General features: G+C 66.6%; 12 protein-coding genes. 8 read left to right on the top strand and 4 right to left on the bottom strand.

All coding sequences use genetic code 11. The features are described from left to right. The first annotated feature begins 141 nt into the window (after window positions 1–141). Window positions 142–1,077: a non-homologous end joining protein Ku gene (locus BMW54_RS10740; protein WP_090055264.1), complete on the top strand. Its 936-nt coding sequence runs from the start codon at window positions 142–144 to the stop codon at window positions 1,075–1,077. Window positions 1,078–1,080: 3 nt separating this feature from the next. After that, window positions 1,081–1,953, top strand: a complete 873-nt coding sequence (gene ligD, locus BMW54_RS10735) for a non-homologous end-joining DNA ligase (RefSeq protein ID WP_090055262.1) — start codon at window positions 1,081–1,083, stop codon at window positions 1,951–1,953. Between the two features lie 233 nt (window positions 1,954–2,186). Here ligD and BMW54_RS10730 read toward each other — a convergent pair whose 3' ends face one another. The 4 genes from BMW54_RS10730 to BMW54_RS10715 all read right to left on the bottom strand — a co-directional run bounded on the left by BMW54_RS10730 (window position 2,187) and on the right by BMW54_RS10715 (window position 6,855). Further along, window positions 2,187–3,407, bottom strand: a complete 1,221-nt coding sequence (locus BMW54_RS10730) for an AGE family epimerase/isomerase (protein WP_090055261.1) — start codon at window positions 3,405–3,407, stop codon at window positions 2,187–2,189. Continuing rightward, window positions 3,404–4,384 carry a carbohydrate kinase family protein gene (locus BMW54_RS10725; protein WP_090055259.1) on the bottom strand — a complete coding sequence of 327 codons (981 nt, stop codon included), beginning with the start codon at window positions 4,382–4,384 and terminating at the stop codon, window positions 3,404–3,406. Before BMW54_RS10725 ends, BMW54_RS10730 begins: the two co-directional genes overlap by 4 nt. Window positions 4,385–4,465: 81 nt before the next feature. Further along, on the bottom strand, window positions 4,466–5,695 hold the full coding sequence (gene fucP, locus BMW54_RS10720; RefSeq protein ID WP_254779286.1) for an L-fucose:H+ symporter permease: 1,230 nt from the start codon (window positions 5,693–5,695) through the stop codon (window positions 4,466–4,468). A gap of 110 nt (window positions 5,696–5,805) precedes the next feature. Next, window positions 5,806–6,855: a LacI family DNA-binding transcriptional regulator gene (locus BMW54_RS10715; RefSeq protein WP_090055256.1), complete on the bottom strand. Its 1,050-nt coding sequence runs from the start codon at window positions 6,853–6,855 to the stop codon at window positions 5,806–5,808. Between the two features lie 169 nt (window positions 6,856–7,024). On the opposite strand from BMW54_RS10715, the gene BMW54_RS10710 reads away from it, so the two are divergent. From BMW54_RS10710 to BMW54_RS10685, 6 genes are all read left to right on the top strand, one after another. Beyond that, on the top strand, window positions 7,025–9,370 hold the full coding sequence (locus tag BMW54_RS10710; RefSeq protein ID WP_090055254.1) for a GH92 family glycosyl hydrolase: 2,346 nt from the start codon (window positions 7,025–7,027) through the stop codon (window positions 9,368–9,370). A gap of 219 nt (window positions 9,371–9,589) precedes the next feature. Then, window positions 9,590–11,386 (top strand): sensor histidine kinase, encoded by a 1,797-nt coding sequence (locus BMW54_RS10705; RefSeq protein ID WP_090055252.1) that lies wholly within the window; start codon window positions 9,590–9,592, stop codon window positions 11,384–11,386. Next, a complete protein-coding gene (locus tag BMW54_RS10700; RefSeq protein ID WP_090055250.1) occupies window positions 11,383–11,829 on the top strand; it encodes a response regulator in 447 nt (148 codons plus the stop codon). Before BMW54_RS10705 ends, BMW54_RS10700 begins: the two co-directional genes overlap by 4 nt. Window positions 11,830–11,848: 19 nt before the next feature. Further along, window positions 11,849–13,414, top strand: a complete 1,566-nt coding sequence (locus BMW54_RS10695; protein WP_254779207.1) for a hybrid sensor histidine kinase/response regulator — start codon at window positions 11,849–11,851, stop codon at window positions 13,412–13,414. 116 nt (window positions 13,415–13,530) lie between these two features. Continuing rightward, complete coding sequence (locus BMW54_RS10690; protein WP_090055245.1) at window positions 13,531–13,896, top strand: hypothetical protein; 366 nt, start codon at window positions 13,531–13,533, stop codon at window positions 13,894–13,896. A gap of 184 nt (window positions 13,897–14,080) precedes the next feature. Then, window positions 14,081–15,421 (top strand): NHL repeat-containing protein, encoded by a 1,341-nt coding sequence (locus tag BMW54_RS10685; protein ID WP_090055244.1) that lies wholly within the window; start codon window positions 14,081–14,083, stop codon window positions 15,419–15,421. Window positions 15,422–15,423 lie beyond the last annotated feature (2 nt).

The raw sequence follows: 15,423 nt of genomic DNA, 5'->3' as shown, positions 1-15,423 counted from the left end.
CTGCGTTTGCTCCTGTGGGAGCGGCCTTGGCCGCGATGGGTGCTTGCCGCCAGCACCCATCGCGGCCAAGGCCGCTCCCACACAAGCCCTCCACGCCGCCGCCCCTATCCTCGCGACACACCCCGCGTCGAGGACCACCCCATGGCTCGCCCGATCTGGACCGGAACGCTGTCGTTCGGTCTGCTCAACGTCCCCATTCGCCTGATGTCCGGCGAGCGCCGCAACGACATCCATTTCCGCATGCTCGACCAGCGGAGCAACACGCCCGTGCGCTACGAGCGCGTCAACGCGGAGACGGGTGAAGAGGTGCCCTGGAAGGACATCGTCAAGGCGTTCGAATACCAGAAGGGCAGCTACGTGGTGCTCGAGGAAGAGGACATCAAGAACGCCGCGAGCGACGCGCACGAGACCGTCGAGATCGACAGCTTCGTCGATGGGGCGGACATCTCGCCGCAGTATTTCGAAAAGCCGTACGTGCTGCTTCCGTCGAAGAAGGCGGAGAAGGGCTACGTGCTGCTGCGCGAGACGCTGAAGAAGACCGGGAAGGTCGGCATCGCGCGCGTGGTGATCCGCACGAAGGAATACCTCGCGGCCGTGATGCCGCAGGGCGACGCGCTGCTGCTGAACATCCTGCGCTACCAGTCCGAGGTGGTCGACGCTTCCGATTACGAGTTGCCCGACAAGGCGGCGTCCGACTACCGCATCACGTCGCGCGAGATGGAGATGGCGACGGAACTCATCGAATCGATGTCGGGCAAGTGGAAGCCCGAGAGCTACCATGACGAATTCCGCGCGAAGCTTCGCGCCGCGATCGAGAAGCGGCTCAAGAGCAAGGGCGTCACCACCACGGTGGAGGAAGACGAGCGGACGCCGGAGAACGCGACGACCAACGTCGTCGACTTCATGGCGCTGCTGAAGAAGAGCCTCGGCGCGAAGACGCGTACACCCGCGGCGAAGGCCGCCCCCGCGAAGAAAACGGCGACGAAGAAGACGGCGACGAAGAAAGCCGCCGCCAAGAAGGCGCCGGCGAAGAAGACGGCGTCACGCAAGGCGCCCGCGAAGCGCCGGGCGGGCTGAGTCGTGACGGGCCTCGTCGTCGGCGGCGTCACCATCACGCATCCCGAAAGGGAGGTGTTCGGCGATGGCGGCCCGACCAAGGGCGATGTGGCCGCCTATTACGAGGCGGTCGCCGCATGGATGCTTCCGGAGCTGCGCGACAGGCCACTCTCGGTGGTGCGCTGTCCGCAGGGTTCGACCGGGCAGTGCTTCTTCCAGAAGCACCATGCCGAGTCGCTCGGGCCGGACGTCAAGGCCGTCACGCTCGACGAGAAGGATGGCGAATCGGCACAGTACATCTACGTCGACGACGTGCGGGGCGTGCTCGAGCTGGTGCAGATGAACACGCTCGAGTTCCATCCCTGGGGCGCGCGCGTCGACGATCCCGATAAGCCGGATCGCCTGATCTTCGACCTCGATCCGGCGCAGGGCGTGGCCTGGAAGGCGGTGGTCGCCGGTGCGCGCGAGATTCGCGAGCGGCTGTCCGCCGCGGGCCTGGAGAGTTTCGTGCGCAGCTCGGGCGGCAAGGGTCTGCACGTCGTCGCGCCCTTCCGGCGCGGACCGTCGTGGGCGGCGGTGAAAGCGTTCTGCGAGTCGCTGGCGGACGATCTCGTGGCGGAGTCGCCCACGCGCTACATCGCGGAGGCGAGCAAGGCGAAGCGCGAGGGAATGATCTTCATCGACTGGCTGCGCAACACGCGAGGTGCGACGAGCGTGACGGGGTGGTCGCTACGCGCGCGCCCCGGCGCGCCCGTGGCTATGCCGCTGCGTTGGGAGGAGATCGCACGACTGAAGACGGGCGGCGCGTTCGATATGAAGAAGGCGCTGAAGCGCGCCAAGACGCTGAAGGCGGATCCGTGGGAGGGGATCGCTTCATTGAAGCAAGCGCTGCCGTAGCCCACCGTCGAGCCTCACGTCATACCGGCGTACGCCGGTATCCACCGCGGTGCGATCGGCCCATGCGTGGAATCGGCATCGGCTTTATGCGCACGAGGCCGCTGCACCCTCGGGGACCGACGCCGTGGATCCCGGCGTACGCCGGGATGACGGTGAGGGCGCAGGGACCGTGAAGGCATAAAAAAAGCCTCCGTCCCTTTCCGGGAGCGGAGGCTTTCTTCGTCTGGCGTTCCTTACTTCTTCTGCATGCGCCGCAGTGACGCCATCACTTCGTAGCACGCGCCCATGGTGTGGTAGTCCGTCTTGCCGGCGGGGCTCTTCTCGTCGTCGTACTTCGTGTTGTCGCGATGCAGGATGCGATACCACGCGCCGTACTTATGGTCGACGAAGTGTTCCCAGCTGTACGCCCAGATCTTCTCGTACCACTCGTCGTACTTGGCCTCGCCGGTGGATTCGAACAGCAGCTGCGCGGCGCCGAGCGATTCGGCCTGCACCCAGAAATACTTGTCGTCGTCGCACACGTCGCCCTCGGGCGAGAAGCCGTACGCGATGCCGCCGTATTCCTTGTCCCAGGCCTTGTCGAGCGCCTCGTCGAAGAGGTGCTTCGCCGTCGGCACGAGCCACGCCTTATGCTTCGGCGTGCCCTTGGTGTAGCGCTCGAGCATCATGAGCAGCTTCGCCCACTCGGTCTGGTGGCCGGGCTGGAAGCCCCACGGGCGGAACAGGTGCTTCGGGTTGTCGAGGTTGTATTCCCAGTCGATCGTCCAGTTCTCGTGGTAGTGCTCCCACACGAGCTTCTGCGGCGTCAGGCCGGCCTGGCGCTGCGTCATGTTCTCGGCGAGCACGAGCGCGCGGTCGAGGAAGCGATCGTCCTTCGTGGCTTCCCACGCGGCGATCATCGCCTCGGTCATGTGCATGTTCGCGTTCTGGCCGCGATAACCGGTGAAGTTCCAGTCCTTGTCGGCCTCGTCGCGGTACAGGCCGTACGACGGCTCCCAGTAGCGCTTCTCGAGTAGATCCCAGATCTCGTTCTGCCAGCCCTTGGCTTCGTCGAAACCGACCTTCACGCCGCAAGAGTAGGCGAGCAGCATGAACGCCAGGCCGTAGCAGTGGTTCATCTGGTCGTCGCGCTTGCCGTCGGCGATCGTCCACGCATAGCCGCCCGTTTCGGGGTTCAGGTGAACCTCGCGCAGGTACTTGATGCCATGCATGGTGAGTTCCTTGTCTTCGGGCTTGCCGAACTCGAGGAACGCCATGGCGTGGTTGAACACGAAGCGCGTGCTGGACACGAGGTGACGGTGGGTGCGGTCGTAGACCGAGCCATCGTCCTTGTAGTACTGGAAGAAGCCGCCGGCCGGATCGACCTCGTTGGGCTTGTAGAACGCCATCGTCTTCGCGACGTGGTCGCGCAGGACGTTCACGTCGTGGAAATCGGGGAGGGGAACGGTCGTCATGCGTGCGTCTCCATGAAGGCCTTGACTTCGGCCTGGTCGGGGATGGCGGTGAACGAGCCCTTGCGCGTGGCCGTGATGGCGCCACAGGCGGCGGCGAAACGGATCAGGTCGACGAGGCGACCTTCGTCCGCGATGAGCGTATCGAAGCGTGCGGGCGTGACGCCCTCGGCGGAAAGACGCGCGAGCAGGCCGCCCACGAAGGCGTCGCCGGCGGCGGTCGTGTCGACGGCGTCGACGCGATAACCCGCGAGCGTGCCGCGCGCGCCGCGCGAGAACCAGCGCATCGGCTCGGCGCCGTCGGTGACGAGCAGAAGGCGGGCGTTGCCCTTCCACAGGCGGTCCAGCACGGCGTCATCGGAACCCGCGCCCGCGTGGATGAACGCGAATTCCTCGGCGCTGAGCTTGATGACGTCGGCCTCGTGCAGTGTTTCCCACAGACGCGGCAGCGGTGCCTCGTCCTTCGGCCACAGCGCGGGGCGCAGGTTCATGTCGAAGCTGACCAGCGCGCCGGCGGCGCGCGCGCGGCGCATGCCCTCGACCGTGGTTTGCGCGATGGCGGCTTCGGTCAGCGAGTTGGAGCAGACGTGGAAGATCGCCAGATCGTCGAACGCGGACGCGCGGAAGTGTTCCGGACGGAACAGCAGGTCGGCGGCGGGCGGACGGTAGAAGCTGAAGCTGCGGTCGCCCTTCTCGTCGTGCGCGACGAACGCGAGCGCGGTGCGCGCCTCGTCCGTGCGGGCCACGTCGTCCGTGCCGACACCGAGGTCGGTCAGGCTCTTCAGCAGGAAGTCGCCGAACATGTCGCGTGCGAGCATGCCGGCGAAGCGGGCGTTACCACCCAGGCGGGCCGCGGCGACCGCGACGTTGGCCGGCGCGCCACCGGCGAAGGGAACGAAGGCGGGAGGCTGACCGGCGCCGCCCTGGGGCTGTGCGTGGAAATCGATCAGCGCCTCGCCGAAGCAGAGGATGGAAGACATGCGTACGGCCTGTCCTTGGGGGCGAGGTGGATGGGAAAACGCGACGGCCGGCCTTGCCGGCCGGCCGTCGAGAGGACGAGGTCAGCGCGTGGCGACCGGGAGGTTGCGGATCTTCGAGCCGCTGATGCCGTAGAACACGATGTAGGCGTAGCAGATCAGCGGGATGAAGAACGCGTGCTGCAGGCCGATGCCGTCGGCGATGATGCCCTGGATCCAGGGGATCAGCGCGCCGCCGACGATGGCCATGATGAGCAGGGACGAGGCCTTGCCGGTCAGCGGACCCATGCGCTCGATGCCCAGCGAGAAGATCGTCGGGAACATGATCGAGTTGAACAGGCCGATGACGACGATGCTGTACACCGCGACGGTGCCGGTCGTGACCATCGTGGTGATGACCAGCAGCATGTTGATCAGCGCGAACACGGCCAGCAGCTTGCGCGGCGAGAACTTGGCGAGCAGGGCGGAGCCGATGAAGCGGCCCACCATCGCGCCGCCCCAGTAGAACGCCACGTGGCTGGCGGCGACTTCACCCGACATGTTGCCGATCTCGGGCAGCTGCAGGTAGTTGATCATGAAGCTGCCGATCGACACTTCGCCGCCGACGTAGAAGAAGATGCCGAGCACGCCGAAGAACACGTGCGGGGTCTTCAGGGCGTCCATCAGCGAGTGATGGCTGTCGTCGGCTTTCTCGGTCGTCTCTTCGAGCGCCGGCAGGTTGAACAGGTACACGCCGATGGCGAGCAGCACGAGCACGATGGCCAGGCCGATGTACGGACCCTGCACCGAAGCGGCTTCGTGCGCGCGGTAGGTGACCTGCTCGGCCGCCGAGAGCTTCTCGACGTCGGCGCTCGACTTCACGGCGTTGGACAGGATCAGGACGCCGCCGAAGAACGGGGCGAGGAACGTGCCGAACGAGTTCAGCGCCTGGGCGAGGGTGAGGCGGCTGGACGCCGTCTTCTCGGGACCCAGCAGGGCGACGTACGGGTTGGCGGCGACCTGCAGCACGGTGATGCCCGTGGCCAGGATGAACAGCGCGCCGAGGAAGAAGGCGTACACGCGCAGACCCGCCGCCGGCCAGAACAGGGCGGCGCCGATGCCCGTGACGATGAGGCCGAGGACGATGCCCTTCTTGTAGCCGACGGCGGCGACGATCTTGCCCGCTGGCAGCGACATGATGAAGTAGGCGCCGAAGAAGGTGAGCTGGATGAGCAGCGCCTGCGCGTAGTTGAGCTCGAAAACCGCCTTCAGGTGGGGAATCAGGATGTCATTGAGACACGTGATGAATCCCCACATGAAGAAGATCGTCGACATGACGCCGAGCGCGAGGGGAAAGTAGGTGTAGCGGTTGTCACCCGCGTTCGTCGAGGACGAGCTGGGCGATGGCGTATATCCGGTGGCCATGGGTTGCTCCAAGTGTCGGTTCAGGGGGAGGACGGCGGGCAGCTGCTTTCGCGGACGACGAGCCGAACCGGCGCGATCGTATAAGCAGTGTCCGTGTCGGGATTGGAAAGTCTGTCGAGGATCAGTTCGGCGCTGCGCCGTCCGAGTCCACGCGGATCCACCGCGATGGTGGTCAGGGGCGGCACGCACACCGAGGCTTCGGCGACGTCGTCGAAGCCGGTCAGGGCGAAATCCTCACCCGGGCGGCGGCCCCGCTTGGTCAGGCCAAGCATAAGCCCGAGCGCCACCGCGTCGTTGTAACAAACCGCCGCCGTGGGGGCCGGGTCGCGGGCGAACAGCGCGCCGGTCTGGCGCGCGGCCTCCAGGCGCGTCGGCGCGCTCTCGACGAGCCAGGCGGGATCCACGGGCAGGCCGGCGTCGCGCATCGCGCCCGCGTAGCCGCGGCGGCGCTGCTCCACCGAACTGGACTCCCGGTGGCCGCCGAAGAACGCGATGCGCTGGTGGCCGAGTGCGATGAGATGTTCCGTAGCCAGCCTGGCGCCGTGCTCGTTGTCCATCTCGAGAGTGTCCCAACGATGGGTGCCGTCGTCGTCGGGCAGCTCGCGGTTGAACACGAGCAGGGGCGTGTGCATGCCGACCGCGGTCAGCACCTGCTCGCCTTCGCTGCCTTCGGCGGGGGAGAGGATGATGCCGGCGGGGCCGTGCTCGATCAGGGAATTGAGCACGGCCTGCTGGCGGGCCGGCGATTCGCCGGTATTGCCCAGCAGGGTGACGTAACCGGCCCGGGCCAGGGCCTCGTCGGCGCCGGCCGCGAATTCCGCGAAGAAGGGGTTGCCCAGGTCGTTGATGACCAGGCCGATGCTGGAGGACGTCCGCCGGCGCAAATTCGCGGCCGCGCGGTTATAAACGTAACCCTGGCGCTTCAGTTCGGCCTCCACCCGGGCACGGGTGGCGGAGTTCACCAGCGGGCTGCCTCGCAGCACCAGCGAGACCGTCGCCCGCGATACGTCGCAACCCTGGGCGATATCGGCCAGGGTCACCTTGCGGCGCTGCGGGGTAGTCCTCGGCATCTGAACTCCTTCAAACGATCTAAACCGGGCGATCATCGCGCGGCGGGCTTTGGGATGCATCACGCACTGCAACATGCGCGATGGCGCTATCTTTGCTACGTTCGACCTGTTTGTCACGATCCAAATGCTCGTGACCGCCCGAAACGTGCTGACCTGAGGGGATCCACCGATGTCGAGAACCACCCGCCTTCGTCGCGGCCTGCTGGCCACCGCCCTGACCCTCGCCCTGCCGGCCCTGGCCCTGGCGGCCTCCAGCGACAAGGGCAGCGCCTACGCGGCGGTCGACCCGATGATCGGCACGGGCGGTGATGGCCATACCTTCCCCGGTGCGACGGTGCCCTTCGGCATGGTGCAGCTGTCGCCGGACACAGCCATGCCGGACGTGAAGCACGGGTACAAGTGGGCCGCCGGCTACCAGTACGGCGACTCGAGCCTGCTCGGTTTCTCCCATACGCACTTCTCCGGCAGTGGCCATTCCGACCTGGGCGACGTGCTCGTCATGCCGATCGCCGGCGACGTGAAGCTGGACCCCGGTTCCCCCGACCAGCCCGGTAGCGGCTATCGCTCGCGGTTCGACCACAAGACCGAGAAGGCCGAGGCAGGTTACTACGCCGTCACGCTGGCCGACTACGACGTGCGGGCGGAGCTGACCGCGGGCACCCGCGTGGGCTGGCATCGTTACACCTTCCCGAAGGGCAAGCCGGCGCACCTCCTGCTCGACCTGCGTCCCAGCATCTACGACTACGACGGCAAGGTGCTGTGGTCCACGCTTCGCGTCCGCGAGGACGGCACCGTAACCGGCGGCCGCACCACGCGCGGCTGGGCGCCGGGCCGCCAGCTCTACTTCGCCATGCGCTTCAACCAGCCGCTGGCCTCGCGCAGCCTGAAGAACCGCGAGGAGAAGATCCCGTACCGCGGCTTCTCCGGCCCGGGCAACCGCGCCGAGGACACCGACGGCATCAGCGGGCGCGCGCTGGAAGGCGTGTTCGACTTCGGCGACCTCGCCAAGCCGCTCGTGGTCAAGGTCGCGATCTCGACCGTGAGCGAGGACAACGCGATCGCCAACCTCGACAAGGACGGCGCAGGCTTCGATTTCGATGCCCGCCGCGCCGAGGCCCGCCAGGCCTGGGAGAAGAACCTCTCGGTGGTCGACGTGCAGGCCCCCGCGCAGACGCGCAAGACCTTCTACACCGCGCTCTATCACGCGATGCTCTCGCCGACCCTGTCGATGGACGTCAACGGCCAGTACCGCGGCCCGGACAACCAGGTGCACACGGCCAAGGGCTTCGATTTCTATTCCACGTGGTCGCTGTGGGACGTCTACCGCGCCCAGCAGCCGCTCATGACCCTGCTCGAGCCGCAGAAGAGCAACGACTTCGTCAGGTCGCTGATCGCCGCCCAGCAGGCCAGCCCGTTCGGCATCCTGCCGATCTGGGCCTATGGCGGCATGGAAACCTGGTGCATGGTCGGCTACCACGCCGTGCCGGTGATCGCCGATGCCTATATGAAGGGCATTCGCGGCTACGACGCCGATGCCGCGCTGAACGCGATGGTCAAGAGCGCCACCTACGGGCCGTACGGCGGCCTCGACGACTACATGAAGCTCGGCTACGTCGCGATCGACCGGACGCCGGAAGCGGCCTCCAAGACCGTCGAATACGCCTTCGACGACTGGTCGCTGGCGCAGATGGCCAAGGCCATGGGCAAGGACGATGTGGCCGCCACCTTCATGAAGCGCGCGGGCTACTGGAAGAACAGCTTCGACACGAAGACCGGCTTCCTCCGCGCCCGCAAGAGCGACGGCAGCTACCGCGAACCGTTCGATCCGTCGTCGGCCGCGTACGGCAGCGATTACACCGAGGGCAACGCGTGGCAGTACTCCTGGTACGTGCCGCAGGACGTCGCCGGCCTGATCGAGGCGCTGGGCGGTAAGGACGCCTTCGTGAAGAAGCTCGATTCCGTGTTCGACGCCAAGGTCGATCCGAAGTCGTTCGCGCACGTGGAGGACATCACCGGCCTGATCGGCTGGTACGCGCACGGCAACGAGCCGAGCCACCAGGTGGCCTACATGTACGACTATGCCGGCCAGCCCTGGAAGGCGCAGGAGCGCCTCAAGCACATCATGGAGACCCAGTACACGCCGACGCCGACGGGCCTGGTGGGCAACGACGATCTCGGCCAGATGTCGGCCTGGTACATCTTCACCTCCCTGGGCTTCTACCCGGTGGCGCCGGGCAGCAACCAGTACGTGATCGGCCGGCCGTTCGTGGAGAAGGCCACCCTGAACCTCGCCGGCGGCAAGCGTTTCACGGTCTCGGCCGACCACCTGGACGCGAAGCACCCGTACGTCGGCAAGGTCACCCTCAACGGCAAGCCGCTGGACCGCACCTTCATCCGTCACGAGGAAATCGTGGCCGGCGGCGAACTGCATTTCTCCATGCAGGAGGCGCCGAACAAGCAGTGGGGCACGGGCAACGGTGCGGCGCCGTACTCCATGAGCGACAAGGCGAACTGAGGCGCTCCTTGCCGTCACGGGTCCTTCACGCCCGTTTCGGCATTAAGCACGCCTCCAATCGGACGGGTACGCCGCTCATCTACCTGGAAACAGGTGGAAAAGCGGCGTACCCGTCGTCGTGTCCGAGGTACGTGCCATGAAATTCCAGCGCTGTGCGGCGCTTCACGTTTACAATGAATGTCCTTACAGGGCAGGAATCGTCGCGGGGATGGCCAGGGCATGATCGAACGCATCGGATTGCGCTGGCGACTCGTCGGCCTGCTGGCCGCCGTGCTCGTGATCGTGGCCCTGCCGTACATCGTCACCCGTTCGGCGGCCGAGGACGCCCTCGACTCGCGCGACTGGGTGACCCACACCTCCGAGGTGAAGGCGAGCGTGTATCGCGTGGCGGCCTCCCTCCGCAGCAGCGAAGCGGCGGTCTACGCACGCATCGCCGGCGCGTCCGACGATCCCGATCTCGACCAGCGTGCGCACGCGCCGCGACAGGTCGTTCCCGGGCTGGTGGCCTCGCTCCGCGAGATGACCCGCGACAACCCCGAGCAGATCGCGCGTATCGGCGCGCTCGAATCCATCGCCAGCGGCCGCATGGCGCTGACCGACCAGGCGCTGCAGCGGCTGAAGGCCGGCGACAAGAACGGCGCCTTCGCGTCCATGGAGGACGCGCGCCAGCTGTTCCCGGTGCGCGAGCAGATCAAGGAGATCGTCGACGAGGAGACCCGGCTCCTCGACACCCGCCGCGCCAGGGCGTCGAGCCTCGCCACCAACAACCGGCTGGTGCTGCTGGTGTCGGCGCTCGCGCAGATCGCGCTGCTCGGCATCGTGGTGGTGGTCTCCGAACGACAGATCGCGATCCGCCTGCGCGCCGAATCGCGCGTGGCGGATGCGGTGCAGCGATCCCAGCTGATCGTGCAGGCGGTGCGCGAGCCGATCGCGATGCTGGACAAGAACCTGCGCACGCTGCTCGCCAATGCCGCGTTCGCCGAGCTGTACGGTTTCGACCAGGAGCGCGACCAGCGCGTGCCGCTCGACCAGATCGGCGACGGCGCGTGGAAGGATTCGGCGCTGCTCCAGCGACTGGTCGACGTGGTGGCGCGCGATCGCGAGCTATGGGACTACGAGCTCACGCAGCGCACCATGGATGGCGTGGACCGCTTCGTGGTCATCAACGCCCGGCGCATCGAGCAGCCGGATAGCGACGATCCGGCGTTGCTGCTCACGGTCAGCGACATCACCGCGCGCGCGCTCGTCGAGCAGAAGGTCAACGAGCTCAACCGCCAGCTCGAAGGCAAGGTCGAGCAGATTTCCGACGTGAACCGCGAGCTGGAGGCCTTCAGCTACTCCGTCTCGCACGATCTTCGCGCTCCGCTGCGCCACATCTCGGGTTTCGCCGGCAAGCTGGAGTCGCAGCTCGGCGACAAGGCCGACGACCGCGTGCGCCACTACATCGATGTGATCAGCAGCTCGTCGCGCCGCATGGCGCAGCTGATCGACGACCTCCTCGTGTTCTCGCGCCTCGGCCGCGGCGCGCTGCGCCTGCAGCCGGTCGACATGCAGTCGCTGGTGGAGGAGGCCAGGGCCCTGGTTGAGTCCGACACCGGTGGCCGCCATATCGAGTGGAAGGTCTCGCCGCTGCCCATCGTGATCGGCGACGAGAACATGCTCCGCACCGTGTGGCAGAACCTGCTGGGCAACGCGGTGAAGTACACCTCCAGCCGCGATCGCGCGCTGATCGAGGTGGAGCTCGCGCGTACCCCGGCGGGCGATTACGAGTTCTCCGTCCGCGACAACGGCGCGGGCTTCGACATGCAGTACGCGGGCAAGCTGTTCGGCGTGTTCCAGCGGCTGCACCGTGCCTCCGAGTTCCCCGGCAACGGCATCGGCCTTGCCAACGTAAGACGTATCATCGCTCGCCATGGAGGGCGTACCTGGGCCGAAGGCGAAACCGGCGTCGGCGCCACCTTCCACTTTTCATTACCGGCCTCGGACGTTCCGGGCGCCAGATTGGGTGATTCATGAACCAGCGCGACCTGCGCACGATCCTCCTCGTCGAAGACTCGATGGCCGACGCCGAAATGGCCATCGACGCGCTGCGCGAGGCCAACCTGGCCAACCCGGTGGTACACGTCGAAGACGGTGTCGACTGCCTCGACTGGCTGCACCGCCGCGGTGCCTACGCGGACCGCACCGAGGGCGACCCGGCCGTGATCCTGCTCGACATCAAGATGCCGCGCATGGACGGCCTCGAGGTGCTCAAGCAACTGCGCTCCGAGGACAAGTGGAAGCGCCTTCCGGTGGTCATCCTGTCGTCCTCGCGCGAGGAGAGCGACCTGGCACGCAGCTGGGACCTCGGCGTCAACGCCTATGTGCTGAAGCCCGTCGACGTGCAGCAGTTCTTCACCGCGGTGCAGACCCTCGGTCATTTCTGGGCGGTGCTCAACCAGCGCCCGGACGGCGAATAACCCGGAGCGACGTCGGAACATGGCTGGGATGGGCGGGCAAGGCCAGAAAGTCAGGATCCTGCAGGTCGAGGACAATCCGCTCGACGCCGAGCTCGTGCTCGGCGAGCTGGAAGACGACGGCATCGACTTCGAAGTGAGGCTCGTGGAAGACGAGGCGGCCTACGCCGCCGCGCTCGACGAGTTTGAACCCGACATCGTGCTGTCCGACCTCAGCCTGCCGGCCTTCAGCGGCGAGCGTGCGCTGCAGGTACTGCGCGAGCGCCGGTCCGACATCCCGTTCATCTTCATCTCGGCCACGCTGGGCGAAGAGGCCGCGATCGAAGCGCTGCGCAACGGCGCCACCGATTACATCCTCAAGCAGAACACCGCGCGCCTGGCGAGCGCGGTGCGTCGCGCGCTCCGCGAAGCCGACGAGCAACGTGCCCGCCAGCGCGCCGAGCAGGAACTCATCCGCGCCCAGCGTTTCGAGAGCCTCGCGCTGCTCGCCGGTGGACTCAGCCACGACCTGCGCAACCTGCTGCAACCGCTGTTGCTCGCGGGCGACACGCTCGAAGACTACGCGGACGATCCGCGGCTCTCGCGCCTGGGCGCGCTCGTGCGCGACTGCGGCCGCCGTGGCCTGGAAATGGTCTCGTCGATGCTCTCGTTCGCGCGTGGCGCCCGCCGCGCGGAGCAGGTGAAGCTCGGCGCGCTGCTAGAGGCGCTCAACCTGCTCCTGCAGGGCAGCGTTCCGCGCACGGTGCGCATGGAAGTCGACGTCATCGACCCGGACGTGGCGTTCGAAGGCAACCACACCGAGCTGCAGCAATGCCTGCTGAACCTCAGCCTCAATGCCATGCAGGCGATGCCGGACGGCGGCGTGCTGCGCATCGAGACGGATGTCGTCACGCTCGCCGACGATTTCTTCGCCGACGGCGAGGACTCGGCGGCTGGCCGCTACATTCGCCTGTCGGTCATCGACACGGGGCAGGGCATGCCGCCGGACGTGCTGCAGCGCCTCTTCGAACCGTTCTTCACCACGAAGGAAGCCGGCACCGGCCTCGGCCTGCTCTCGTGCAAGCGCATCGTCGCCAGCCATGGCGGACTCATGCGCGTGCGCAGCGTGGTGGGCGAGGGCACGGCATTCCACCTCTACCTGCCGTTGAAGGCGGAGGAGGGCGAGCACCTCGATCCGCAGGTGATGGATGCGAGCCTGCAGGGCGAGGCCGAGCGCGTGCTCGTCGTCGTCGAGGAGGCGGTGCAGCTGTCGCTGCTGGTCGACACGCTCGATGCGTACGGCTATCAGGCCGGCGCGAGCCAGAGCGGCACGGCCGCGCTGCAATGGATCGAAGCGCACGGCGTACCCGACCTTGTCGTCATGGACGCCGACATGAATCTGTTCACCGGCGTGCGCACGCTGGCCGCGCTGCTCGAGCATGGTTACAGCCGCGCGGTGCTGCTGCTGGCGCGCCCGGACGCGCCGCCGAACTTCGACGAACTGCCGCAGCTGGATCACCTCTACGTGATCGACAAGCCCGTGCAGTCGCGCGTGCTGCTGCGCAAGGTGCGCGAGGCCCTGGAAGCGAGCGACGTTCCGAAAGCCTGAGGCGTCCCGAGGGCCGCGCCCTCGCGCGGCCGCAGAAAGTCGCGATTTTCCGATTTCTTCCATAGCCCGTTCGACGATGCCCATTTAGCGTTGCGTTTTCGCAACGGAGCATCGCCATGGATCTCGACATCACCGAGCGCTGGCATCGCCGCCTCGTCTTCGCCTGCCTGTTCGTGCTCGCCACGCTCATGCACCTCCTCGTCGCGCTGCTCACGCTCGGCGCCCGCACCTCGTGCGCTTGGCCACCCTGTCACGATGCATGGGTGTTCCGCGCCTGGTCGTGGTTGTGGAGCGCGCCGATCTTCGTCACACCGTGGGCACGCCTGCCGATCGAGGAGATAGAGTTCGCGTGGACGCCGGGGCTCGTCGCGATGACGGTCGCGAATTCGGTGTTGGCCGTGGGGCTACTCGTCATCGCAGGTGCGGCGATGTGGCATGTCGTGCGGGTGATTCGGGGGCGCGTCCACTCCCCCGATGCGTGAGAGTGTCGCGGGATGTAACGTTCGAACCGTTCACCGGTCGCCGTTTCGCGGCGATCGTTATGCGCTTCCATTCGCTTGTGGCGTATCCGGTTGAACGGTCGGCCGAATCGCTGCGGCGCACGCTGGACCATCGCGCCCGATCCGGCGCTACCATCGGTGCATCGTCGGTCGCAAGGAAGCGAACATGAAGAAGAGCAAGTCTTTCCGCTCCGGGGCGGCGTCGGAAGCTCGCGCCGCCGGCCATATCGAACAACAGTTCGTCATGCCGGTTCCCAACTCCAGGGCCATGAGGAATGCTCCGGTCGTGTGCTCGTCGGCCGACGGTCGGCTGTACGTGGCCGACGCCGAGGCGTCCGAGCGAACGGCGGTCTACGTCGCACGCATGAAGACCGATGGATCACTGGATCCGCCGTTTGGATCGTTCGATGGGCTCGCGATCGTGTCTCTCGACATCTCCGGGGGCGGAGTGACGGCGCTCTTGCCAACGAGCGATGGTGGGGTCATCGCCGTGGTGCGGGCAGGCACGAATATCGATCTGAGTATCGGGTTGGTCCGCTTCCGGTCGGACGGCACGCTCGATCCGACCTTCGGCCAGGGCGGGAAGATCGTTCATCGTATCCCTCCGCCCGCCGCGCGGGATGGCGAGAAGGTGGCGGCTGGCCCGGTTTCTGCCAAAGTCGCGGCATACGACCAGGGGTTTTATTGTCTGATCGCTTCAGACGGGCCCTTCTACGCCGTGATCCGTTGCACGGCCGACGGCCAGCTGGATACGGCCTTCGCCGGAATGGGGTATCTGACGAACGGTGCATTCTTCAGTGACGAATGGGGTGCGTACGACATGGTGGTCGCTCCCGATGGAAGGGTAACGCTGGTCGGGCAGCACAACGATCACGCCGCACCGGTCCGCATCGTTTTCTGGCGCCTCCTGGCGGACGGCCAGCCAGACATCACTTTCGGAGAGGCCGGATACGCGTATTTCGGCGCCGCCGATATCGATATCGGTGGCGACGCGCTGGAGAGGGCGGTACTCGTGAGCCTCGAACGGCTTGACGATGGCGGTCTTCTGGCTGGAGGGTATGTGCGACGGACGCGGGGCGGGAGCGCGTCCTACAGATCCGGGCTTCTGCTTCGTCTGGATTCGGACGGTCGTCCTTCGCCCGACTTCAACAACGGGCGATGGAAGGTCGTGGCGAATCGGAACGACGCCACCGTCGATCTCGCTTTCGGACGCGTGGCCGTCGATCCGGATGGGAGGTTGTATGCGGGTGGCGCCGTTGCCCGACCGGCTTCAGGCAGCGAGTTATGGTTGGGCCGTTTTCAGGAGGATGGGGCTCTGGATCCAGGGTTCGCCAACGACGGCATCGCGACGTTCAAGGGCGGCGAGTCGCACGTGAACTACATGACGCATCTTTCCGTCGATGTCGCAAGGAAGGTCCTTTGCGGATCGGCGGGCGGCCCGGACCATCAGGTCAATTCGATGAAGGCGTTCGTGTCCGTGATCAGTAGCCGAGGACGTCGCTCTTGATG

The organism is Luteibacter sp. 329MFSha (assembly GCF_900111665.1).
Classification (GTDB): Bacteria; Pseudomonadota; Gammaproteobacteria; order Xanthomonadales; family Rhodanobacteraceae; genus Luteibacter.
This window is presented reverse-complemented; position numbering and strand designations above follow the sequence as displayed.